Origin of the sequence: Pseudarthrobacter oxydans (assembly GCF_030812335.1) — a bacterium.
GTDB classification, from domain to species: Bacteria; Actinomycetota; Actinomycetes; order Actinomycetales; family Micrococcaceae; genus Arthrobacter; species Arthrobacter oxydans_B.
The window spans coordinates 384,629-407,561 of record NZ_JAUSSN010000003.1; the positions used below are offsets into that span (position 1 = coordinate 384,629).

Sequence of the window (22,933 nt, forward strand, 5' to 3'; positions counted from 1 at the left end):
CCCTGCAAATGGTGGAGCTAAGGAGATTCGAACTCCTGACCTCTTCGATGCGAACGAAGCGCTCTACCAACTGAGCTATAGCCCCGAAGCAACGCCGGTCCCGAAGGAACGGCGTTGCCGGTGTCCCTAGGCTACAAACTATCCGCCTTCTTTGCCAGCCAGCCGCTGAAAGTCTCACCGGCGTGGCGTTCCTCCGGGGCCAGGTTCAGGCCCGCGCGCAGGTATTTTCCCATCGCCCCGGGCAGCGGCAGGCGCACCGGCCGTGCACGGGAGCCGGTGGCTGCCTTCCATTGCCGGGCGAACTCCCCCATCCCGTGGATCTCGGGGCCGCCGACGGTCCTGACGCTGTGCCGCCGTCCCGTTGCCGGTTTCAGGGCCTCCTCGAGCAGGGCGGCCGCGACATCGGCGGGTGCAATGGGCTGGAAACGGGCGCCTGCGACCACGGGGATGATCCGCAGTTTCGAGCCGGCGGCGAAAGTGGTCGCGAGCAGTGAATGGAACTGCGTCGCCCGGAGCGCGACGGTCTCGAGTCCGGACCGCTCGTAGACCAGCTCCTTGGCTGCCTTCGAGGCGTAGTAGCCGAAGCTGCTCCGGTCGCAGTTGACGATGGACAGCACCACGGCCCGGGGCACGCCGGCGTCCTGGGCGGCGGCAAGCAGCCGTGCGCCGCCGTCGGCGAAGTCTTTCAGCGCCTTCCCGGACCGCCCCTCCAGGCAGTCGATCACGACGTCGGCCCCGGCCAGCGCCGCGGCCAGCCCCGCCCCGGTAGTCACGTCGGCCGGAAAGTACTCCGCGCCGGCGGTCCGGGCGGGGTCCCCGGCAGGAGGCGGATTCCGGGAGAGGACCGCCACCCCGGACCCCGCCGCGACGGCCTGCCGCACCACCTCGCGGCCCACCTGGCCGGTTCCCCCGGCAACGCAAATTCGAGTCATGCCCTGAGGCTACCGCCCCCGCCGGGTTCTGCGCCGCAGTGGACCGCCGGCCATGATCCGCCGGGCACAAAAAAGCCCCGGGCGGCCGTTGCTGGCTGCCCGGGGCTGGGGGGACGGGATTCAGGCCCGGCGTCGCTGCAGGACGTCGTCCAGGTTGCTCAGGGCACTCTGGGCCTTGCCCATCGGCTTCTGCTCGGCGTCCGCACCGAGGCTGACAGCCGGCGTCTGCGGGAGGCTCTGCTTCAGCGACGGTTTTCCGACTGCCTTCGGCGCTTCCGGCAGATCGAGCGGCTCAGGGGCGGCCCGCTCGGCCTTCGGAGCCTCCACATACGTCGGCTTGGGGACTTCCACCGGTTCCCAGCTGGATCCTTCGGCGGGCCGGGCGCCCGCGGCGCCGCGGACGGACGTGTCGCCCGAGGCCATGGCTTCCGCCAGCGCCGCCTGGCGGAGTTCCTGGGCGGTCAGGGGCCTCGGTGCCGGCTTCCGCTCGACGGCGTCGGCCTGGGCGTCAAAGAGCGGGCTCTCGGCGCGTTCGCGGGGCAGGCCCGCCGGCTCCCGCAGCGGGGCGCGCTCCGGGGCGGTTTCGGCCGGGCGGGCCGGTGCACTCATGGCCGCGCGAAACGCGGCGTTCATTTTTCGGCGGCGGTCCCGGACGGCAAGCCAGCGCAGCATAAAGACCGCGGCGACGGCGCCCAACAACGCAACGAACGGCAGCCAGGGTGCACCGAGGCCGAAGATTCGCAGGGCCGCTGAGACGACGCCGGTCAGCAGGGAAAGCAGACCGGCCAGGGCGAGGGCCAACCGGCCGTAGCGGATTCTGAACGCCGGGCCGGTCACTGCCGTCGTGGGGCCGCCGTCGTGTCCGGTGGTTCCCGGGGCGGACTCGGTGCGCTGGGTGCTGGTCATGGGTTTCTCCTGCTGGGCCGCCATCTTCATGACGTTCCCGGCTTGGGGGGCTGCTGTTTCGAGATCGATGAAGTCCGCTGCAAGCTCGCCCGCGGGCTGCAGGTGGTGGCGTCCGTTCCGGAGCATGTAGGGGGCAACCCACACAATCCAGAGCGCAACAGCAATGACAAGGATCACAGAGCTGCTAAGAGGGATATCCACACCAAAACCGTATGAGCAATACGGGGTCCGGGGCCGCATTGTCCCCGGTGTGTCGCGGGGGAACTGTCAATTGGCGGGATTGATGACGTAAGCGCTGGTCAGGACGGGTCTGACGGCTACGCGGGGCGGCTCTGCTGCCACCGCGCCAGAAGCCCCTCCGGCACTTCTTCAGCGGTCAGCGCGAAGGTCCGATGGTCGGCCCATTCGCCATTGATGTGCAGGAACCTCGGCCGGTAGCCCTCGTCGCGGAAGCCGAGCTTCTCGACCACCCGGAGGCTGGGCCCGTTTTCGGGCCGGATGTTGATTTCCATCCGATGCAGCCCAAGGTTCTGGAAGCAGTAGTCCGTCACCAGCGCCACTGAGGTCGGCGCGATCCCGTGCCCTGCCCGGTCCTTGTCCACCCAGTAACCGAGTGTGGCCATCATGGCCGAGCCCCACACGATGGAGGAGACCGTCAGTTGTCCCACGATGACAGGCTCCCGGAAGCCCGGGGCCCGCTCTGTAATCAGAAACGGCAGGGCCGTGGCCTGGGCGGCCTGCGCCTTGAGGGAACGCACCATGTGGCGGTAGTCGGGAAGGCCACCCCCGGGAACGGGGTTGGACGCTTCCCAGGGGGCCAGCCACTCGCTGTTGCGGGAACGGACCTCGGTCCATTCCTTGCGGTCCCGGTAGCGGATCGGGCGCAGCACAAGGTCGCCGCTTTCGAGCGTCACCGGCCAGTGGAAGCTGCCCCCCACCGGGGCTACTTGGTCAGGCTGGGAGCCAGGCTCGCGGCGAAGCCCGGCAGCCATTCCCGCAGGCCGGGACCCAGATCGTCACTGTCGCAGGCCAGCTGGACGCAGGCCTTGAGGTAGCTGAGCTTGTCGCCGGTGTCGTAGCGGCGGCCACGGAAGACGACGCCGTACACGCCGTAGCCCTCGCCGTCACCGGCGGCGAGCTCCTGCAGCGCGTCGGTGAGCTGAATTTCGCCGCCGCGGCCCGGCGCCGTGCGTTCCAGCACCTCGAAGACCGCCGGGTGGAGGACATAGCGGCCGATGATGGCCAGGTTCGACGGCGCGTCCTTGACGTCAGGCTTCTCAACCAGGTGGTTGATCCGTACGTACTCTTCGCCGCCGATCGCCTGGACATCGGCACAGCCGTAGGCGCTGATTTCAGAAGGCTCAACCTCGATCAGCGCGACCACCGATCCCCCGGTCTTCGCCTGGACCTCGATCATGGTGCTGAGAAGGTCGTCGCGGGCATCGATCAGGTCATCGCCCAACAGGACCGCAAACGGCTCATACCCCACGTGCTGCTTTGCCCGGAGTACGGCGTGGCCCAGGCCCATCGGATCGCCCTGGCGGACGTAGTGGATGTCCCCCAGGTTGCTGGCCGCCTGAATGGACTCGAGCTTGGCAGTGTCTCCCTTGGCCTCAAGCATGGCTTCCAGCGTGGGGACGCGGTCAAAGTGATCCTCCAGCGCGCGCTTGTTGCGGCCGGTGATCATCAGGATGTCGTTCAGACCTACCTTGACGGCTTCCTCCACGACGTACTGGATGGCCGGCTTGTCGACGACGGGCAGCATTTCCTTGGGCATGGCCTTGGTGGCCGGAAGGAATCTGGTGCCGAGGCCGGCTGCGGGGATGACGGCCTTGCGGACGGGAGCGTTGGGTGTAGTCACTCGACTAATCTAACGGAGGGACCAAACATTGGGTAATTATTCGAGCCGCCGGGAGAACAGCTGTTTACCGGGCCGCATCACACTTAAGGAACACGGGCATGGCGTCGAAGGAAAAGATCCGGGAAAGCCACCGCGCCCGGCGTACCGTGCTCAGGCCGGACCTGCTGGAAAGCGCCGGGGCCGGAATTGCCCGGCACGGACTTGCCTGGGCATCCGGCCTGACCGGTGGCAGCCCGGGCACTTTTGCCGCCTATCTTGGGGTGGGTTCCGAGCCGCCGACCGCTCCCCTGCTGGCAGCCCTGCATGAGGCCGGCCATCAGGTTCTGCTTCCGGTCTGTGAGCCCGGCCTGGCGCTGAGCTGGGTGTACTGGACACCGGCCTCGGAATTTATCCGGAGCCGCTACGCGCCGATCCAGGAGCCTGCCGGGGAACGCCACGGCACTGCCATCATGCAGCACACCGACGGCATCTTCCTGCCGGCCACCGCCGTCGACTTCTCCGGCAACCGGATCGGCCAGGGCGGCGGCTACTACGACAAGTTCCTGGCGGCGCTGACCGCCCTCCTCGGGTCCGGGGCCCCGGCGGCCGACGGCGGGCTGCTGCCGCCCCTGCCGACCGCCGCGGTTGTGTACGACGGCGAGGTCCTGCCCGCCGGCAGCATCCCGGCAGAGCCCTTTGATCGGAAGGTGGCCGCCGCCCTGACCCCGGCGGGCCTGCTCACGCTGCAGGAGGGGTAGCTCATAAAAGGACGCGCCGCAGGGGTGATAGAATTAGCACTCAGGCCCTGCGACTGCTAAGGGACGGATTGCGGAGACGGACACGTCGGCTGCGGTCCCCACCGGACAGCACGGGACCTGCTCGTTTGTCCCAGAGGAGGATTTCCAGTGCCCACGTATGCATACGCCTGCAAGGACTGCAGCCACGCCTTCGAGATCGTGCAGTCGTTCACCGACAGCTCCCTCACGTCCTGCCCCGAGTGCCAGGGGACCCTTCGCAAGAAGTTCAACAGCGTCGGCGTCGTCTTCAAGGGTTCCGGCTTCTACCGGACGGACTCCCGCGACGCCAAAGGCAGCACCGTCTCACCGGCGCCCGCCCCGGCCGCAACTCCGGCGCCCGCCGCCGCTTCCGCAAGCTAGGACCTGCCGGGGGCTGCTCCCCCGTTCCGGTTCGGTGCCTGCCGGCCTGTTTGTCCACATAGCCCACAGCACGCCTGTCCGGTGTCCGCGCCGCTGCGTAGTGTCGGGCTATGTCCATCCCCGCCCTTCCCGCCCTGTCCGTAGGCGTCGTCCCTGAGGTCAGCCCCCGGGCATTTTTTCGTGGCTCGTGGCACCCCTTGTCGGTTCTCCGAAACGGCGGGGCCCGCAGGCGCCGCCCAGTCCGGTCGGCGTCTTCAGGTCCGCGGCGCCGGCCAGGACCCGCTGGGCAATCTCCCCGCAGGCGGCTGGCCCGGTGGCTGGCCCGCAACCTCCGGCTGGGCGTGGCGCTGCTGCTGTGCGTGGCGGCCGGTCTTACTGTCCAGCAGCTGACCCCGGCCCCGGCCTTTACGGTCTCCGCTTTCGCCGCCGCACGGGACCTCCCCGCCGGGCAAACACTGGGCCCGGATGACCTGACGGCGCTGAGTGTCCCGCGCGGGCTGGTGCCCGAAGGCAGCTACGGCAGCGCCGAGTCCCTGCAGGGCAAACAGCTGGCGGTGGCCCTGCGCAAGGGCCAACTACTATCTGACGCCCAGCTCCTTGGTCCCGGCCTGCTGGCAGGAAGCCCTCCGGGATCTGCCGCCGTGCCGCTCCGGATGGCCGATCCCGCCTCGATCCAGCTGCTCGCCCCCGGGCAACTTGTCAACGTCGTGATGACCACCGGCAACGGCTTTGACCAGCCGGCAGCAACGCAGGTGCTGGCCGCCGCGGTGCCGGTGCTGTGGACCTCCGAGCACGGCAACGGGGCCGGCCAATGGCTGGCAACCGGGGAGACAGACAGCCTCCTGGTCGTCGCTGCCGACGCTGATCAGGCCGGTCGCCTCGCCGGTGCTTCCACGCAGGGGAAGCTATTCTTTGTCCTCGTGGCGGCCGCCCATGACTAGCCGGGTCTCCCGGCGGGTGATCCCGTGGCAGGGGCCCTCTCGGAAGGCGACGCCCGCGTGGTCCGGGCCGGGAAGGATCTTAGCCCCAGTGCGGAGGCTTCTGTTCCTCGAGCCAGGAGTCGTGGTCGTAGCCGCCCGGCTCGTCGCCCCAGCGCCTCGGATCATCCTCAGCGGCCTTGTTCGGCAGCACACCGGCCGCGGCTGCCGCCGGTGCGGGCTGGTGCGTCGCATTGTCCCCGTTGCCGTCCTGGGCTTCGCCGCTGGTCTGGCTGCCGCGATCGTTCTGGTCATCGCTGTGGTTCCGAGTAGCGCTGTGGTTGTGGGTATCGCCGTCCGCAGTCATGCCGCCGGCCTCCTTACTGCCCTGATCTGTTCTGTCCTGATGCGCGCGGTCCGGCGGTCCGGCCGGGGCCCGCCGCTCCGAGGCCTGCGCTTCGCTGACCGCGAGGTTCTCGAAGTCGTCGTCGAAGAATCCCGGCTCGGCCTGTTTCCGGTGCGTCACTGCCGGCTTTTCCAGGCCGAGATATCCGCCGATGCGGTCGGCGCAGGCCGACGGATCGGTGAAGACCTCTATGGTCCATAGTGGCATGTAGCGCCAGCCGAGTCGTTCCAGGAGCTGCGGGCGGAGCCTGCTGCGTTCGCGGACGGTCAGCCGCCGGTACTGCTCGGTGCCGTCGGACTCAATCGCCACGGGCCGGGGAATCTCGGCGTCGTCCTGTCCGAGGGTGCTCAACGGGTCGGCCGCGGCCACCATATTCAGGGCGCCGTCGTACTGGTGCCAGACCCGGGCACCCCGGGCCCGCAGGCGGTCGCCGAGGTCCGCCACGAGAGGGTCAGCCCCCAGGGCCTGTTCGCTGGCGGCGGCCCGCGATGCCGGGCTGCCGAGATCGGAGTTGCCTGCGATTTCACGGTCCAGCAGTTCGTAGAAGTCGACCGCGCCGTGGTTCAACCGGGTCACGTCGAGGTCCTCGGGGCGGAAGCAGCTCAGCACGTGCAGCGACCGGCGTGCCCGTGTCATGGCGAGGGCGAACTTGGCCCGTCCTCCGGCCAGGGACAGCGGTCCCAGGCTGTGGAGGGCCCGCCCGTGCGGAGTGCGTCCGTACCCCGGGGAGAAGATCACATGGTCCCGGACCAGGCCCTGGGCACGTTCCAGGTCCACCACCCGGAAGGATTCGTCGCCGGCGGTGAAGAAACTGGCCAGCATCGGGTAATTCGGGAGCTGCAGCCGGATGGACTCGCCGATCCGGGCTGCGTGCCGGAGGCTGCCGGTGACGACAGCCAGCGACGTCCGCGGCCGCAGCCGGGCGTGTTCGAAGACCAGCTCCACCGCACGGTTGACCTCTGCCACGACGGATTCGACACCGTCCTGGTCGGCGCTGGGCAGTCCCGTGCCGTCCGGCAGGTATTCCACCGTCAGGGCGCGGTCCAGCCCGGTCGCTGACTGGCCTTCCGGCAGGCGGCGGAGTCCGCCGTCGTAGAAGCCCTTGCTCAACTGCCGGACGAGGTCTTCATCCACGGCGCGGTAGACGGTGTGCAGGCTCCAGGTGGGCAACACGGTCGACAGAGCCTGGTAGGCGCTCTCCACACCCTGGTGGGAGCTCTCGCCGGCGGCAAGCCGCTCCACACCCACGGTGAAGGTCCGCGGGCTGGCGATCCGGTCGTCACCGAAGGCGATGACCTGTTTGGAGCGGGCGATGGCCGGCAGGACAGCCTGCAGCGACGTCGCTTCGGCGTCGAGGATGACAACCGCGTCGAACCGCTGCTCCACGGGCAGGACCGCCGTCAGGAGATACGGGCTCACCGACCACACCGGCACCAGCATGGGCAGCAGTTCCGCGGCCTGTCCGGTCAGCGCCGGAAGCGTTACCCGGCCGTCCTTGAGCAGGCTGCGCAGCAGCTCCGCCTGGCGCGGGTGCTCCGCGATGGCCGCCCGCCACCGTTCGGCCAGCTGCCAGCGCAGCCGGGCCGCTCCGCTGGCGATGTGGGCGTTGTCGGCGAGGCGGTATTCGGCTTCGAGCTGGCGGAGGGCGTCGCCGTCGGACATGGCGAGGTAGTCGTCCCCGCTGATCATGGCTTCCAGGGCCGACTGCCACCAGGCGAGCTCCAGCTCCGTGGCGACCGACTCGGCCGGCACCTCACGCTCGGCAAGGTCGGCGAGCAGCTCGCCGAGCCCATGCTCGCGCATGTTTTCCACCAGCAGCGTCCGCTCCGGCAGCGTCTCGAGCGTCCCGGTGTCGGCAACCAGCCGTTCCAGCCGCTCCATCAGTTCTTCATAAGGCGTGGTGTGCAGCTCGCCGCCCGCGGCGGTGTGCCGGACGGCCTGGCCGAGCTCGGCAAGCTCCGCTTCCAGCTCGCGGTACAGGGCGATGATCTCGCCGAGGCCGGACGGGACCGCCGGGTGGCGCTGCGTCGTGGCATAGCCGGACCACGCGGCCCGCTGCTCCTGGACGAGAACGAGGGAGCTGTGCAGGTCGGCGATGTGGACGCCCGGTCGGACATATTCCTTGGCCACCCGGCGCAGGCGGGAACGCTGCATGGACGGCATCTCGATGTTCCGTTCGCGCCGCCAGGAGGAGGCGGCGGTGGCGGAGATGAGGTCATGGACCGGGCGGTCGAAGATGTCGGCGGTGAATTTGTCGAGGCTTTCGCGGACCGCGACGAGCAGCTCGACCTGGTCGCCCCATTCGGCGAAGGTGCGTCCGAGGCGGATTTCGGCGTGGTCGGCGACGCCGTTCATCAGTTCGCGCAGTTGCGGCAGCTTGCCGGCCACCGTGCGGGCCACCTGCTGGGCTTCCTGGGTTTCCTTGCGGGTCAGGAGGCGGGCGCCGTGCCAGGGGCTTGCCGTCGAGGACCGGCTGAAGCTGCCCAGTTCGGCGGCGCGGTGGAGCCGCCCGGCGAGTTCCTCGCGGTCGCGGATGTTGTCCAGCACGCTGCGCTTGAGCCGGACGGTGGTCGCCGGTGCAGGCTGGAGCGACGTCAGTTCGGCCAGCGACTGCATGGCTTCGTAGGGCGAGCAGCCCCAGCGCTGGCGGACGTTGTGCAGCGACGCGACGTGGTCCCGAAGGGCGTGGCGGTGCTCGGTCAGGGTGGTGTGCAGGTTGCTGAGCTGCGGCTGCAGGGATTTTTCGTTGCGCATGATGGCGCGGACCAGCTGGCCCTTGAGCTGCAGTGGGGTGGTGTTGCCGGCGAGCTGGAGCAGGGTGGAGTCCAGCCCCAGGGTGTCCAGCTCTGCGGAGATCTCGCCGAGGCTGGCCCGCCGGTCCCCCACCACGAGGACGGTCTTGCCCTGGTCGACGAGGGCGCCGATGGTGTTGATGGCTGTTTGGGTCTGGCCGGTGCCCGGCGGGCTGCTGACCACGAGCGAGTCACCGGCGCGGACGGCGTCGATGACGTACTGCTGGTCGGCGTCGGCGTCGAGCAGCAGCAGCTCATCGGCGGGATCGCGCTCGTCGGTGCTCGGGAAGCGCCCGGCCTTGAGCTCGGGAACCTCCACGGTCCCGCCGGCAGCGGCACGCCCCAGCGCCCCGACGAGGGGGTGGTTCTCGTTGATCCACGGATCCTCGAGACTCCCGGAAAGGTCCGCAAATGTGGAGACCAGGAGGTTGTGCTCGATCTCGGCGCCGTGGATGGGCTGGATGAGGGTGCCCAGGCGGTCGAGGACCGGCTGGGGGTCAAACCGGGCGGTGCTGTACGCCATGCGGGTGACGGCGTTGATGTCGAAGACGATCCCGTGGATGGTCTTCAGGTGCCGGATCAGGGCAGGGTTGATCCTGGCCTGCTCGGTGAGCTGCAGTTCGTAGTCGTCCTCGCCGGGGCGCACGGTGAGGGAGATGGAGGCCAGCATGACCGGGGCAGACACACGCTGGGGTTTGCCGCCAACGGCGGAGGTCCAGACCACCGTGCCGGCCGAGAAGTAGCCCGCGTCGATGCCGCGGTCGTTGGCGAGTTCGAAGATCTTGGACCGCAGGTTGCGCGAGGCCCTCGCGGCGACGACGTACTGCTGCTGGTCGCGGATCAGGGTGGAGAGCCGGGTGCGGCGGCCGGCCATCAGCTGCGCCAGTCCGGACGGATGCGCGTGGGTCAGGTCGATGGAGCCCTCAGGCGTTTTGGTGAAGCGCAGCATGGTGTCTGCTCCGGTGACGGGTTTGAGCCCGGACAGCCATTTCCTGAGCTCCTCGGAGCCCTCGGGGTGGCCTTGACCAACTGACACTGCTGCCTTCTTTTCTGTGCTCGCGTTTACTGTGCTCACGTTTTCCGTGCTCGCGCGGGACGTCCTGAACAATACCGGCATGCATTCGAGGGTAGCCCGAATCCGGCCCCGGTGAGGCTCCGCAACACTGGCGGACCATAAATTCGACCGAATTCACATGATCGCCGGCCTGCGCCAAATGCTGCCGCCGGGGTCCGGGCCGGGCAGCCCGGGACAGACCGAAAATGGCCGGCCTCCCCAGGAGACCGGCCACCCGACTAACCCGTTACCGGGCTATTCCCATTCAATGGTTCCCGGCGGCTTGCTGGTCACGTCGAGCACGACGCGGTTAACGCCGTCCACTTCGTTGGTGATGCGGTTGGAGATCCTGGCCAGCAGATCGTAAGGCAGCCGCGACCAGTCCGCCGTCATGGCGTCTTCGGAGGAGACCGGGCGCAACACGATCGGATGGCCGTAGGTGCGGCCATCGCCCTGGACGCCGACGCTGCGGACATCGGCCAGTAGGACGACCGGCATCTGCCAGACCTCGTTGTCGAGCCCGGCGGCGGTCAGTTCGGCCCGCGCGATGGCGTCCGCCTTCCGCAGCAGGTCCAGCCGCTCCTTGGTGACTTCACCGACGATCCTGATGCCGAGGCCCGGTCCGGGGAACGGCTGGCGTCCCACGATTTCCTGCGGCAGGCCCAGTTGGGCGCCGACGGCGCGGACCTCGTCCTTGAACAGGGCGCGCAGCGGTTCGACGAGTTCGAACTGCAGGTCCTCCGGCAGTCCGCCCACGTTGTGGTGGCTCTTGATGTTCGCCGCGCCTTCGCCGCCGCCGGATTCGACGACGTCGGGGTACAGGGTGCCCTGCACGAGGAACTTGATCTTCTCGCCGTGCGCTGCCGCCTCGGCGATGATCGCCAGCTCGGCTTCCTCGAAGGCGCGGATGAATTCGCGGCCGATGATCTTGCGCTTGGTCTCGGGGTCGCTGACCCCGGCCAGGGCCGCCTGGAAGCGCTCCTGCTCGTTGGCAACGTAGAGCTTGACGCCGGTGGCGGCCACGAAGTCGCGTTCGACCTGTTCGGCTTCGCCTTCGCGCAGCAGTCCGTGGTCCACGAACACACAGGTCAGCTGCTCGCCGACGGCGCGCTGGACCAGGGCGGCGGCGACGGCGGAGTCAACGCCGCCGGAGAGGCCGCAGATGACCCGGGCGTCGCCGATCTGCTCGCGGATCCGGTCGACCTGCTCCTCGAGGATGTTGCCGGCGGTCCAGTTCGGTTCCAGCCCGGCGCCCTTGAACAGGAAGTTCTCCAGCACCTGCTGGCCGTAGGCGGAGTGCTTCACCTCCGGGTGCCACTGCACGCCGTAGAGGCGCTTCTCCTCGTTGGCGAAGGCGGCAACTTCGGCTCCGGCCGTCGTCGCGAGGACCTCAAAGCCCTCCGGGGCCTCGTGCACCGAATCGCCGTGGCTCATCCAGGTGCTCTGGTGCTGGGGCATGCCGTTCAGGATGGAGCGGCCTTCGCCGATGGTCGTGGTCTCGGTGGCGCCGTACTCGCGGAGACCGGTCTGGGCCACCTTGCCGCCGAGGGCGTTGGCCATGGCCTGGAAGCCGTAGCAGATGCCGAAGACCGGGACGCCGGCTTCGAACAGCTCCGCGCCGACGCCGGGGGCACCTTCGGCGTAGACGCTCGCGGGGCCGCCGGAGAGGATGATCGCGGCGGGGTTCTTGGCCAGGAGCTGCTCGGTGCTGTAGGTATGCGGAACCACTTCCGAATACACGTTCGCTTCCCGGACGCGGCGGGCGATCAGCTGCGCGTACTGGGCACCGTAGTCAACAACCAGCACGGGCTTGTGGGACGTCTGGGATGCAGAGGGAGTAGTCACCGTACTAGCCTACTTTGCGGCGCCGTCCGCCCGCACATTGAGAAGGCCGCCCGGGCCCGGGAACGGCCGCCGGGTAAGCGAACTCACACGGGCCCGACGTCGTGCGCTCAGTAGCGCTGCGGCGCCTGCGGGTTCGCGGCCAGTTCCGCCTCCACCTCGGCGTGGACCCTCTTCTCCACGAAGAAGGACAGGAACGGCACGACGCCGCCGAGCGCCAGGAGGATCATCTTCGCGAACGGCCAGCGCATCAGCGACCACAGGCGGAAGTTGGACATGAGGTACACGACGTACATCCAGCCGTGCACGATCAGGACCGCGACGGAGAGGTTCACGCCGCCGACGACGCCGGGGGGCTCGGCGTCGGCGAATCCGAAGCCGAAGGGCTCACCGGTGACGGCGTTGGTGCCGCCGAGGAAGAGGTACTGGCCAAAGGCGTACCGGGCGATCAGTTCGGCGCAGAGCAGGAGCAGCATGGTCCCGGTCATGTACGCGAGCACCTTGTAGAACTTCAGCGCCGAACGGATCTGGGCCTCGGTTCCGCCGAAGCGGCGCTTCTTGCCGCGTCCGCTTCCCGGGGCGTTGGACTGCTGCGGCTGGACGGCCGGCTGGGGCTCGATCATGATTGCACTTTCGTTTCGGTGGGGTGCGGTTCGTTGCGGTCCGGTTGGTTGGGGCCCGGTTCAGAGAGCTCCGGCGCCGCGGCGTCGTGCTCCTCGTCGAGGGCGTCCTCGAGTCCGCGGCGGTAGTCATCCTTGACCAGGCGCCACCAGATGAACAGCGCGAAGCCGGCAAACACGACCCACTCCGCGGCGTAGAACAGGTTGAGCCAGTTGACCTTTTCGGCCGGAGGCTGCGGTCCGATGTTCAGCGGCTTGACCTCGCCGCCGGACGCGGCGGCGCTGACATCGCTGCCGCCGGCGGCCTCGGAGCTCGCGGCGACGAAGCCGGGGTAGCTGCTGACTTCCCAGATGTTGATGAGCTCCGCGACGGAGACGGCGCTGGCCCGGCCGGGGCCGGCGTCGGTCCCGGTCAGCGGGGCTTCGGAGGGCAGCAGCCGTCCGGTCAGTTCAATGGTGCCCGACGGCGGGGCGGGTACGTCCGCGGGGTCGGCGACCCAGCCGCGGGCGACCGGGATCCAGGTCTGCGGGGAAGCGCCGGCTCCGGTCAGGACGGGGGCGCCGTCCACGGCCAGGGCGGAAACGATCCAGTAGCCCGTGGCGCCGTCGTTCAGCCGTCCCGGGACGAGGACCTGCTTCTGCGGGTCGTAGCTGCCGGAGGCGGTGACGACCTGGTCAGCGACCGACCCGGGAAAGAAATCCCCGGGCTGGAGCACCGTGGTGAGGGACTTTGGATCCTCGGTCGTGGCGGAGACCGTCACCTCAGGCGTGGTCGAGCGGCCGAACTGCCACTGGCTGAGCAGCACAAACACCCCTGACACGACGATCGCGAACACGAGTCCGGCGATCCAGCGGGGTTGGAGGGCAGTTTTCAGCACCCCTTAACCGTACTTCGTCGGCGTGTAGAACAACGAACGGGGATATAAGAGTGGGCAGAAAGGATAGCCCCTGCCCAATCTCAGTGGTCGAAGAAGACCAGGCTGGAGTTGATGAGTTCCGCGATCACTTCGGGGTCGTAGGCCCGGCGGAGCGATTCGCGGTACGACTCCTTCGACAAGGACCTCGCCAGCGTGGCCAGCACTTCGAGGTGCTCGGAGAAGGAGCTGGCCGGGGTCGCGATCAGGAGGACCACAGTCGCCGGCCCGTCGGCGGCGCCGAAGTCGAGCGCCCTGCCGTACTTGGTGATGCCGACCGCGATGGTGGTCCGGGAGACGAACTCGCTGCGGGCGTGGGGCAGGCCGATGCCGCCGGGAAGACCGGTGGCCAGTTGGTGTTCCCGGGCGTTGACGTGCTTGAGGAAGCCCGGAAGATCTGAAATGCGTCCGGCGGCGTGCATCCGCTCCGCCAGCTGGGCCGTGGCGTCGAGCTTGTCGGTGGCGTCCATCTCGAGGATCACCATTTCCGGGGTGGTGAGCTCGGCGTCATACCGGTCCAGTGGTTCCGCCAAGAGGTATCCCTTCGAAGTGGCGTCAATGCGCCGGCAGTCTCGGGTCGAGGCTGCCGGCGGACGCTGCCGGTCAGCGCAGCGGAACGATGTCCTCGACGCCCAGGCGTGCGGCGTCAGCGGATTCGTCGTCCGGCTGCTCCTGGCTGAGCCGTTCGGCGTCGACCCTGGCCAGGTAGTGCTTGATCTCGCCCTCGCGCTGCGCATCGCTCCAGCCGAGGACATCTCCCATCAGTTTAGCGACTACCGGTGCGGCGGACACACCGCGGTCCCAGGCCTCGATGGAAATCCGGGTCCGGCGGGTCAGCACGTCCTGCACATGCCGGGCCCCCTCATGGGTGGCGGCGTACACGGCCTCGGCGGCGAGGTAGTCGTCCGCGCCGGGCAGCGGTTCGCCCAGTTCCGGGTTCTCGGTGATGAGCGCCAGCACCTCCCGGGCCATCGAACCGTAGCGGTTGAGCAGGTGCTCGATCCGCGCCACGTGCACTCCGGTTTCCTCCGCCATCCGGTTCCGCTTGTTCCACGCGGCTTTGAATCCGGTGGCGCCCAGCAGCGGGATGGACTCCGTGCAGCTGGGCGGGACACGTTCGTCCATGCTGCGGGTGGCCTCGTCGACGGCGTCCTTGGCCATGACCCGGTAGGTGGTCCATTTGCCGCCGGCCACAACGACGAGGCCGGGCACCGGGTGGGCCACGACGTGTTCGCGGGACAGTTTGGCGGTGGAGTCGTTTTCGCCGGCCAGCAGCGGGCGGAGCCCGGCGTAGACCCCTTCGACGTCCTCGCGGGTGAGCGGGCGTTTCAGGACCCGGTTCACATGCTCGAGGATGTAGTCGATGTCCTTGCTGGACGCGGCCGGGTGGGCTTTGTCGAGGTGCCAGTCGGTGTCGGTGGTGCCGATGATCCAGTGCCGGCCCCAGGGGATGACGAACAGGACGGATTTCTCGGTCCGCAGGATCAGCCCCACGGTCGACTGGAAGCGGTCCCGCGGCACCACCAGGTGGATGCCCTTGGAGGCGCGGACCTTGAGCTGGCCGCGGTCGGTCACCATGGCCTGGGTCTCGTCGGTCCAGACGCCCGTGGCATTGATGACCTGCTTGGCCTTGATGTTGAACGAGGACCCGTCCTCGTGGTTGACCACCTTCGCGCCGACCACGCGTTCGCCTTCGCGGAGAAAGGACACCACGGACATCTGGTTCACCGCGTGGGCACCGTAGTAGGCCGCGGTGCGGACCAGGTTGGCGCAGTATTTGGCGTCGTCGACCTGGCCGTCGTAGTACCGGATCGAGCCGACGAACGCATCGTCCTTCAGGCTCGGCGCTGCCCGCAGGGTCCCCCGGCGGCTCAGGTGCTTGTGGAACGGCACGCCGCGGCGCTGGCCGGTGGAGATGGACATGGCGTCGTACAAGGCGATGCCCGCGCCCACATAGGGCCGTTCAAGGAACGGCTTGGTCAGCGGGTACAGGAAGGGAACGGGCCGGGCGAGGTGCGGGGCGAGCGCGGAGAGAATCAGTCCGCGTTCGTGCAGCGCCTCTTTGACCAGGGCGAAATCGAGCATCTCCAGGTAGCGCAGGCCGCCGTGGATCAGCTTGGAGGAGCGGGAGGAGGTGCCCGCGGCCCAGTCGTTGGCCTCGACGATGCCGACGCTCAGGCCGCGCGTGACGGCGTCCAGGGCCGCGCCGGTGCCGACGATGCCGCCGCCGACGATCAGGATGTCGAGTTCCTTCCCCGGTTCGGTGGTGCCCCTGAGTACCGCGAGTGAAGCTTCGCGTTCCGCAGGCCCAAGGGCACCGCCGGCCTTGGGAGAACCGCCGGGAAAACTGTTCATGTCACGCCTCCATCCGTCTCAAAGCTCGTAGTGCACCCACACTACTTCCAACTTCCCCGGATGGGCAGGGGCTGTCAGTTGCCGGCGTAGGGCGAGACGACGACGTCGACGCGCTGGAATTCCTTCAGGTCCGAGTAGCCGGTGGTTGCCATGGACCGGCGCAGCGCACCGATCAGGTTGGACGTTCCGGACGTGTGGTGGCCCGGCCCGAAGAGGACCTCCTCGAGCGGCCCGACGGTGCCGACGTTGACCCGGTCGCCGCGGGGAAGTTCGAGGTGGTGCGCTTCCTGGCCCCAGTGCCAGCCCTTGCCCGGGGCTTCCTCGGCGCGGGCCAGGGCACTGCCGAGCATCACGGCGTCGGCGCCCATGGCGATCGCCTTGACGATGTCGCCGGAGGATCCCATGCCGCCGTCGGCGATCACGTGGACGTAGCGGCCGCCGGACTCGTCCATGTAGTCGCGGCGGGCCGCGGCGACGTCGGAAATGGCGGAGGCCATCGGCGAGTGGATGCCGAGGGCCCGGCGGGTGGTGCTCGTGGCGCCGCCGCCGAAGCCGACCAGCACGCCGGCGGCCCCGGTGCGCATGAGGTGCAGGGCCGGGGTGTAGCCGGCGGCCCCGCCGACGATGACCGGGACGTCGAGTTCGTAGATGAACTGCTTCAGGTTCAGCGGTTCGTGGGCCTTCGAGACATGCTCGGCCGAGACGGTGGTGCCGCGGATCACGAAGATGTCGACGCCGGCGGCCACCACGGTCTTGTAATGTTCCTGGGTCCGCTGCGGGGTGAGCGAGCCGGCGACGGTGACGCCGGCGGCGCGGATCTCCGCGAGCCGGGTGGTGATCAGCTCCGGCTGGATCGGGGCCTGGTAGAGCTCCTGCATGCGCCGGGTGACGGCGGGGCTGTTGGTCTCGTCCTCGAGCGCGCCGATCTGGTCCAGCACGGCCTGCGGGTCCTCGTACCGGGTCCAGAGGCCCTCGAGGTCGAGGACGCCGAGTCCGCCGAGCCGGCCCAGGGCGATGACGGTTTCCGGGGACATGGCCGAATCCATCGGAGCGGCGATGACCGGCATGTCGAACTTGTAGGCGTCGATCTGCCAGGCGACGGACACTTCCTTGGGGTCACGCGTACGTCGGTTGGGGACGATCGCAATGTCATCCAGGGAGTAGGCACGACGCCCACGCTTGCCACGGCCAATCTCAATCTCGTAAGTCACTGCTCTAGGTTATCCCAGTGAACGCGCGCGGAGCCGATGCACCGCCCCGCGGCGGCCCGCCTGCGCCGCTTTGACTGGGCAAGCGTCGGCTGGGACGCGGGCGGGCTGTCCGCCATCCGGTCCGCCGTCACCTTTGGATTCAGCAGCGTCCCACCGGAGCCCAGCCTGGCGCGGGTCCGCACCACCGTGCTGCAGCCGGCCGCCGATGGGAAGGAGTCCCCATCGCGGCGACAACCGGGATGAACTAGTTTGGGAGCAGAGTCCGGCCGTTTCCTGTGCCGGAACAACGTTGGGGGAATCAATGGCGCCGGGCTTTTTTGGAGCGGACATCACGCAGCTCCGCACCCTGTCGAAATCGCTGGGGCAATCCGGGAACCGGCTCACCTCGGTTGAATCCACTGTCAATTCCCTCGTGCAGTCAGCCGCGTGGAAGGGATCGGACGGCGACAGGTTCCGCAGCGAATGGAGCTCCTCCCTCCGGCCCATGCTCAACCGCGCCGCCGCCACGCTGCAGAACCAGTCGCAGGTTCTGCTGACCCAGGCCAACGAGCAGGAACGGGCCAGCCTTCCCGCGGGACCGTCCGCAGCGCCCGGGCAGACCCCCGGACAGACCCCGGCCTCCCCCGGCCCGTCGGCCCCGGAACGGAACTGGGGAGACGCCTTCACCGACCCGAACTACCAACATGCGCCCTCCGGCCTGGAGTGGCTGCTGGAAAAGCTCGGGGCCGACGACGGCAACGGTCCGGCGGCGATCGCCAGCGGCCTGCAGTTCGTCGCTGACAAGTTCAGCTGGAACCTCGATCTGGCGAAGGTCGAGGCGGGCACCAGCAAGTTCTTCGATGCCATGAAGGGCGTCGGCAAAGGCCTCGTGGGACTGGGGATCGTCCTCGGCGGACTCGACATCGCCTCCGGCATTGAAAACCGTGATCCGTTCCGGGTGGCGGACGGCGCGGTGGGCGGAGGTCTTGCCGTAGCCGCCGCCGTCGCCGCGGCCACGGGCGTGGGCCTGCCCGTGGCGGCCGCCATCGGCGGCGCCGGCCTGCTGTGGGGTCTGGCCTCCATGGCGTCCGGGGACGTCCCGGTCACCAAGCGGATCTGGGACTTCGGTGCGGGCGTCGTCGGCGGCGTCCAGGACCTGGCTACCGGAGCGGCCAGCGGCGTCAGGGATCTGGCTGACGGCGCCAAGGACGCCGTCGGGTGGGTCGGCGGTAGGCTCGGATTCGGCTAAACGACAGCGGCGGCCCCGGCCGGCGCCACGGACACAGCACCAGCGGACAACACAAGGACCAGATGACTGAACAGATTTTGCCCGACACGGCCTACCGGGTCACCAGCCACGAGATCCTCGCCCTCCTCGCCTTCGCGCCGGGACCGGGGACGGCGCTGACCCGCCGGGTGCTGGCACTCGCCGACCTCCCGGATGACCACGACCTGGTCCGGGCCGGCATCGGCACGTTGAACGTCCGGGACACCGTCTCGATTGAGGGCGAGCAGGTGGGACTGAAGGGGCCGGCCGGCTACCTGGCTGAGGTCTTCAGCACCTCGACCATGTGGTTCGACATCACCAGGGTCGGCCCGGACGCGGTCGCGCCGGCCTACATCGTCGAATCACCGGCCGGCCGGGTGGCGATGTTCCTGCGCCCCCTGAGCGAGTATGTGTGCCTGCCCCTGAATGAGGACGCCGCCACCTTGGACATGGTGGAAGCGACCGTCAATGACGCCGTCGCCGCCGCGCGGCAGCCCGGCGGAGGCATCGTCACCTCCCGGCGCTACGACGGCGCGGCCGAACCGTCCGTGGCGAACATCAAGGTCCTCGACGACGGCTCACTCAAGCTGGCGGCGGCCCCGCTCGACCCGGCCGGCCAGCTGACGGTCAGGGACCTCACGGAGACGGAACAGCCCGGCTCCGCGGTCCGCGGCGTGCTCTCGGTGCCGGCGTGACCGGCGCGGCCGCCGGAGTGGTTCCCCGCGAAGAGGCGTTCGGCTTCGCCCAGCGCCGGTCCCTGGTGTTCTCCGCCTGGTGGTACCCCGCCGTGCTGGCCGTCTCCGGGGCCGTTTATGCCGGACTCGCCCTGGCCCTGGGGCAGAGCGCGGAAACGGGAGTTGTCATGGCAATCCTGGGAGTGGCCGGCTCAGCCCTGGGCTGGGCCTTCACGGCCTGGCCGCGGTTCACCCGCAAGCCGCCCAGGCCCGCTGCGGATATCCCGCGGGTGGAACAGGGTATCCGGATCACTCGCGGAATGATCCGGACCATCCTGATCGCCAGCGGGCTGGGTGTTGGCGCCCTGGTGCTGTTCACGCCCAACGGCGGCTCACCGGAATCCCTGCCGCTGCTGGCCATGCTGGTGACCTGGCCGCTGGGCCTGGCCGCGGGCCTTGCCTACACCCGCCGGCTCATGATGAACAGCGCCGGGCTCTACGCGCGGTGGCTGGAACGCCGCTAAAAGCGCCAGGCCGGGCCCTCAAACGCCTTCGGCCTCGTCCACGCTGAGCTGGGACTCGAACATCCGGAAGTAGCGGCCGCGCAGGGCCACCAGCTCCTTGTGGGTGCCCTGCTCCACGATCCGGCCGTCTTCCAGCATGTAGACGACGTCCGCCTTCTCGATGGTGGCGAGGCGGTGGCTGATGGCGATGATCGTGCTGCTGCGGTCGTCGAAGAGCCGCGTGAAGATCCGGTGCTCCGCGAGCGCGTCAATGGCCGAGGTCGGCTCGTCCATGACCATGAACGGGGCATTGCGGTAGAAGTTCCGGGCCATCGCGAGGCGCTGCCACTGCCCGCCGGACAGCCCGCTGCCCTTCCGCCCGCGCGGATCCTCCATCCAGTTGCTGACGTGGTTATCCAGGCCGTTGGGCAGCTTGTTGATGAACTCGAGGGCTTCGGCGTCGGCCGCGGCGCGGCGGATCCGCCCGTCGTCGCGCGGTGAATCGACGTCGCCGAAGAAGATGTTCTCCGCCGCGGTGGCGAACTCGTACTTCAGGAACTCCTGGCTGAGCACCGCCAGATGGCGGTGCCAGGACTTGACGTCGACGGCGGCGAGGTCAACGCCGTCGAGCAGCACCTGCCCGGAGTCCGGGCGGTAGAGCCCGGCGAGGATGCGGATGAGGGTGGATTTGCCGGCGCCGTTCTCCCCCACGATCGCGATGTGCTGGCCTTCGCGGATGGTCAGCGAGATGCCCCTGATGACTTCCAGGTCGCTGCCGGTGTAGGTGAAGCGGATGTCCCGCAGTTCCACGGTCGTGGGCGCCTGCAGCAGCGGCGGGGCGTGGTCGGAGTGCACCGGCAGCGCCATGAAGAGCTCGTAGTCCTTGAGGTTCGCGAGGTCCTCGTCAATGGAGCTGAGGGAGGAGACGAGGCTGTTGGCGGTGGACAGGGCCCGGCTGACGATCTGCTGGACGTAGAGGAACTGCCCCACCGGCTGGGCCCGGGCGATGATCTGCCCGACCACCCAGATCAGGGACACGACTTCGGCGCCGTACTGCAGGGCGTCGGCGGCGAGCTGTTTGGGGATGTAGCGCTTCTGGAAATCCAGCCGCCGCCGCTCATCCGCGTCGCGCAGCCGGGAGCGGAAGTCCATGAGGTATCCGACGATCCCGTAGAGGCGCATCTCGGCGATGTGCTGCGGGCGCAGGAGGTTGGTCTCGATCATCCGCCGCTGCCGGCGGGAATCGATCTGGGTGTTCCAGTGCGCGATCTGCTCGCGGGAAAGCTTGAACTGCAGGTAGACGCTGGGCACGATCGCCACGAGCACGATCACCGCGATCCACCAGCTGACCAGCAGCAGAGCGCCGATCGCCAGGATCACCGAGACCAGCTGGGTGAAGATGGCCGCGATCCGGTCCAGGACCCGGGCGTAGGAATCGGAGAAGCGCTTGGCCCGGTCGTACAGGTCCACCGTTTCCTTGTCGTCGTAGCGCCAGAATTCCAGCGCCAGGAACCGCTCGTACATGAGGTCGCCCACGATCGCGCCGACCTTGAAGCTCATGAGCTGCTGGATGTACCGGTCCACGCTGCTGAAGGCGCCCCAGAACAGGCCCAGCGCGGCGGTGATGATGACGTAGACGATGGCCTGCTGCCCCGCGGCGGCGTCGCCGGCGTAGGCGGCCGCGAGGGCCGTGGTGGTCAGGGCGGCGAAGTAGGTGGTGACGAGCGGAAGCAGTGCCGAGATCAGCGAGCCCGCCACTTTCATGACGACGGCGGCGGGCGAGGCCCGGAAGCTGACGCGCAGCACCTGCGCCACCGCGCGGGCATAGGGCCGCAGCGCCAGTTTGCGCTTCGGCTCACGGGCGGGCCTGAGTTCGGACATGCCTCCAGCCTAGGACACAGGCCTGCCCAACTTACTCGCAGCAGGGGCCGTTATGAGCGTCCAAAACGGCCCCTGCTGCGAGTCAGTTGGGTGAATCAGCCTGCGCGGTCTAGCGCGAACCGTAGTTCGGGGCCTCCACCGTCATCTGGATGTCGTGCGGGTGGGATTCCTTGAGCCCGGCCGGGGTGATCCGGACGAATTTCCCGCGGGCCTTCAGTTCGGGCACGGTCGGGGCGCCGGTGTAAAACATGGTCTGGCGGAGGCCGCCGACCAGCTGGTACGCGACCGAGGCGAGCGGGCCGCGGTAGGCAACCCGGCCCTCGATGCCTTCCGGGATGAGCTTGTCATCGCCGGAGACGTCGGCCTGGAAGTAGCGGTCCTTGGAGTAGGAGGTGTTCTTCCCGCGGGTCTGCATGGCCCCGAGGGACCCCATGCCGCGGTAGAGCTTGAACTGCTTGCCGTTGACGAAGATCAGGTCACCCGGGGACTCGTCGCAGCCGGCGAGCAGGGAGCCGAGCATGACGGTGTCCGCGCCGGCCACCAGGGCCTTGCCGATGTCGCCCGAGTACTGCAGGCCGCCGTCGGCGATCAGCGGCACGCCGGCCGGGATGGCGGCCTTGGCGGATTCGTAGATGGCGGTGATCTGCGGGACGCCGACGCCGGCGACCACACGGGTGGTGCAGATGGAGCCGGGACCCACGCCGACCTTGATGCCGTCGGCACCGGCGTCGATGAGCGCCTGGGCGCCTTCGCGGGTGGCGGCCTGGCCGCCGATGATGTCCACGTGCGCGGCCACCGGATCGGACTTGAGCCGGCGGATCATGTCCAGAACACCCTGGGAGTGGCCGTTGGCGGTGTCGACGAAGAGGGCGTCCACGCCGGCGTCGATCAGCGCCATGGCCCGCTCCCAGCCGTCGCCGAAGAATCCGATGGCCGCGCCGACACGCAGCCGGCCCTCGTCGTCCTTGGTGGCCAGCGGGTACTGCTCGGCCTTGGTGAAGTCTTTGGTGGTGATGAGGCCCTTGAGCCGGCCCTGCTCGTCAACGAGCGGGAGCTTTTCGATCTTGTTGGTCGCCAGCTTGTGCGAGGCTTCCTCGCGGCTGATGCCGACGTGCCCGGTGACGAGGGGCATCTTGGTCATGACGTCGCTGACCAGGCGGATCGGGAAGTCCGCCTCCGGGACGAAGCGGGTGTCGCGGTTGGTGACGATGCCGAGCAGCCGCATGCCCTCGTCCACGACCGGCAGGCCGGAGACCCGGTAGTGCGAGCAGATTTCGTCGAGTTCGGCCAGGGTCGCTTCCGGGCCGATGGTCAGCGGGTTGGTGATCATGCCGGATTCGCTGCGCTTGACCCGGTCCACCTGATCCGCCTGGTCGGCGATGGAGAGGTTGCGGTGCACGACGCCGAGGCCGCCCTGGCGGGCCATGGCGATCGCCATCCGCGACTCGGTGACCGTGTCCATCGCCGCGGACAGCAGCGGGGTCTGGACCGTGATGCGCTTGGAGATCCGGGAGGACGTGTCGGCCTCGGAGGGGATGACATTCGTGTGGCCGGGCAGCAGAAGGACGTCGTCGTACGTCAGGCCGATAAAGCCGAAGGGGTCGTGTTCGGGCTGGGTCATGAGTGCGCCTCTTACCTTGGGTATGGGTTTCACGGGTAGGGGTTGCAACAGATGACCAGCCC

The 22,933-nt window shown here is 68.7% G+C and carries 19 protein-coding genes and 1 tRNA gene; 6 read left to right on the forward strand and 14 right to left on the reverse strand.

Annotated elements, in window-relative coordinates; genetic code table 11:
• Positions 1–9: 9 nt before the first annotated feature.
• The 5 genes from J2W14_RS07005 to galU form a co-directional block, all read right to left on the reverse strand.
• Positions 10–85 (reverse strand) — tRNA-Ala (locus tag J2W14_RS07005).
• Positions 86–131: 46 nt separating this feature from the next.
• Entirely contained in the window at positions 132–932 is an 801-nt protein-coding gene (locus J2W14_RS07010; protein WP_307460331.1) for an SDR family oxidoreductase, read from the reverse strand.
• Between the two features lie 120 nt (positions 933–1,052).
• Positions 1,053–2,039 carry a hypothetical protein gene (locus J2W14_RS07015; protein WP_307460333.1) on the reverse strand — a complete coding sequence of 329 codons (987 nt, stop codon included), beginning with the start codon at positions 2,037–2,039 and terminating at the stop codon, positions 1,053–1,055.
• Between the two features lie 116 nt (positions 2,040–2,155).
• Positions 2,156–2,776 carry a GNAT family N-acetyltransferase gene (locus J2W14_RS07020; protein WP_307460336.1) on the reverse strand — a complete coding sequence of 207 codons (621 nt, stop codon included), beginning with the start codon at positions 2,774–2,776 and terminating at the stop codon, positions 2,156–2,158.
• Between the two features lie 5 nt (positions 2,777–2,781).
• Complete coding sequence (gene galU / locus J2W14_RS07025; RefSeq protein ID WP_307460338.1) at positions 2,782–3,699, reverse strand: UTP--glucose-1-phosphate uridylyltransferase GalU; 918 nt, start codon at positions 3,697–3,699, stop codon at positions 2,782–2,784.
• A gap of 98 nt (positions 3,700–3,797) precedes the next feature.
• Here galU and J2W14_RS07030 point away from each other — a divergent pair, with 98 nt between their 5' ends.
• The 3 genes from J2W14_RS07030 (at position 3,798) to J2W14_RS07040 (ending at position 5,776) form a co-directional block, all read left to right on the forward strand.
• The gene (locus J2W14_RS07030; RefSeq protein WP_307460341.1) at positions 3,798–4,436 is read left to right on the forward strand and encodes a 5-formyltetrahydrofolate cyclo-ligase; all 639 of its coding nucleotides are present in this window, start codon (positions 3,798–3,800) and stop codon (positions 4,434–4,436) included.
• Positions 4,437–4,583: 147 nt separating this feature from the next.
• Entirely contained in the window at positions 4,584–4,835 is a 252-nt protein-coding gene (locus J2W14_RS07035; RefSeq protein WP_024367438.1) for an FmdB family zinc ribbon protein, read from the forward strand.
• Positions 4,836–5,176: 341 nt separating this feature from the next.
• Positions 5,177–5,776: an RcpC/CpaB family pilus assembly protein gene (locus J2W14_RS07040; protein ID WP_307460348.1), complete on the forward strand. Its 600-nt coding sequence runs from the start codon at positions 5,177–5,179 to the stop codon at positions 5,774–5,776.
• 79 nt (positions 5,777–5,855) lie between these two features.
• Here J2W14_RS07040 and J2W14_RS07045 read toward each other — a convergent pair whose 3' ends face one another.
• The 7 genes from J2W14_RS07045 to J2W14_RS07075 all read right to left on the reverse strand — a co-directional run bounded on the left by J2W14_RS07045 (position 5,856) and on the right by J2W14_RS07075 (position 16,946).
• Positions 5,856–9,986, reverse strand: coding sequence for an AAA family ATPase (locus J2W14_RS07045; RefSeq protein ID WP_307460351.1), 4,131 nt, complete (start codon positions 9,984–9,986; stop codon positions 5,856–5,858).
• 273 nt (positions 9,987–10,259) lie between these two features.
• Positions 10,260–11,849: a glutamine-hydrolyzing GMP synthase gene (gene guaA, locus J2W14_RS07050; protein WP_307460353.1), complete on the reverse strand. Its 1,590-nt coding sequence runs from the start codon at positions 11,847–11,849 to the stop codon at positions 10,260–10,262.
• A 107-nt stretch (positions 11,850–11,956) separates the two neighbouring features.
• A complete protein-coding gene (locus J2W14_RS07055; protein ID WP_307460355.1) occupies positions 11,957–12,469 on the reverse strand; it encodes a DUF3817 domain-containing protein in 513 nt (170 codons plus the stop codon).
• Complete coding sequence (locus J2W14_RS07060; RefSeq protein ID WP_307460358.1) at positions 12,466–13,344, reverse strand: SURF1 family protein; 879 nt, start codon at positions 13,342–13,344, stop codon at positions 12,466–12,468. Before J2W14_RS07060 ends, J2W14_RS07055 begins: the two co-directional genes overlap by 4 nt.
• An 80-nt stretch (positions 13,345–13,424) precedes the next feature.
• A complete protein-coding gene (locus J2W14_RS07065; protein WP_307460361.1) occupies positions 13,425–13,913 on the reverse strand; it encodes a PTS sugar transporter subunit IIA in 489 nt (162 codons plus the stop codon).
• A gap of 70 nt (positions 13,914–13,983) precedes the next feature.
• Entirely contained in the window at positions 13,984–15,735 is a 1,752-nt protein-coding gene (locus tag J2W14_RS07070; RefSeq protein ID WP_307460363.1) for a glycerol-3-phosphate dehydrogenase/oxidase, read from the reverse strand.
• A 74-nt stretch (positions 15,736–15,809) separates the two neighbouring features.
• Entirely contained in the window at positions 15,810–16,946 is a 1,137-nt protein-coding gene (locus J2W14_RS07075) for a GuaB3 family IMP dehydrogenase-related protein (RefSeq protein ID WP_307460367.1), read from the reverse strand.
• 301 nt (positions 16,947–17,247) lie between these two features.
• Here J2W14_RS07075 and J2W14_RS07080 point away from each other — a divergent pair, with 301 nt between their 5' ends.
• The 3 genes from J2W14_RS07080 to J2W14_RS07090 all read left to right on the forward strand — a co-directional run bounded on the left by J2W14_RS07080 (position 17,248) and on the right by J2W14_RS07090 (position 19,390).
• Positions 17,248–18,174 (forward strand): WXG100 family type VII secretion target, encoded by a 927-nt coding sequence (locus tag J2W14_RS07080; protein WP_307460371.1) that lies wholly within the window; start codon positions 17,248–17,250, stop codon positions 18,172–18,174.
• 62 nt (positions 18,175–18,236) lie between these two features.
• The gene (locus tag J2W14_RS07085) at positions 18,237–18,887 is read left to right on the forward strand and encodes a hypothetical protein (protein WP_307460374.1); all 651 of its coding nucleotides are present in this window, start codon (positions 18,237–18,239) and stop codon (positions 18,885–18,887) included.
• Positions 18,884–19,390, forward strand: a complete 507-nt coding sequence (locus J2W14_RS07090) for a hypothetical protein (protein WP_307460377.1) — start codon at positions 18,884–18,886, stop codon at positions 19,388–19,390. The genes J2W14_RS07085 and J2W14_RS07090 overlap by 4 nt, the downstream gene beginning before the upstream one ends.
• Before the next feature lie 18 nt (positions 19,391–19,408).
• Here the strand turns inward: J2W14_RS07090 and J2W14_RS07095 are convergent, their stop codons facing one another.
• On the reverse strand, positions 19,409–21,250 hold the full coding sequence (locus J2W14_RS07095; RefSeq protein ID WP_307460380.1) for an ABC transporter ATP-binding protein: 1,842 nt from the start codon (positions 21,248–21,250) through the stop codon (positions 19,409–19,411).
• A gap of 109 nt (positions 21,251–21,359) precedes the next feature.
• Positions 21,360–22,871 (reverse strand): IMP dehydrogenase, encoded by a 1,512-nt coding sequence (guaB, locus tag J2W14_RS07100; protein ID WP_307460383.1) that lies wholly within the window; start codon positions 22,869–22,871, stop codon positions 21,360–21,362.
• Positions 22,872–22,933: the final 62 nt, after the last annotated feature.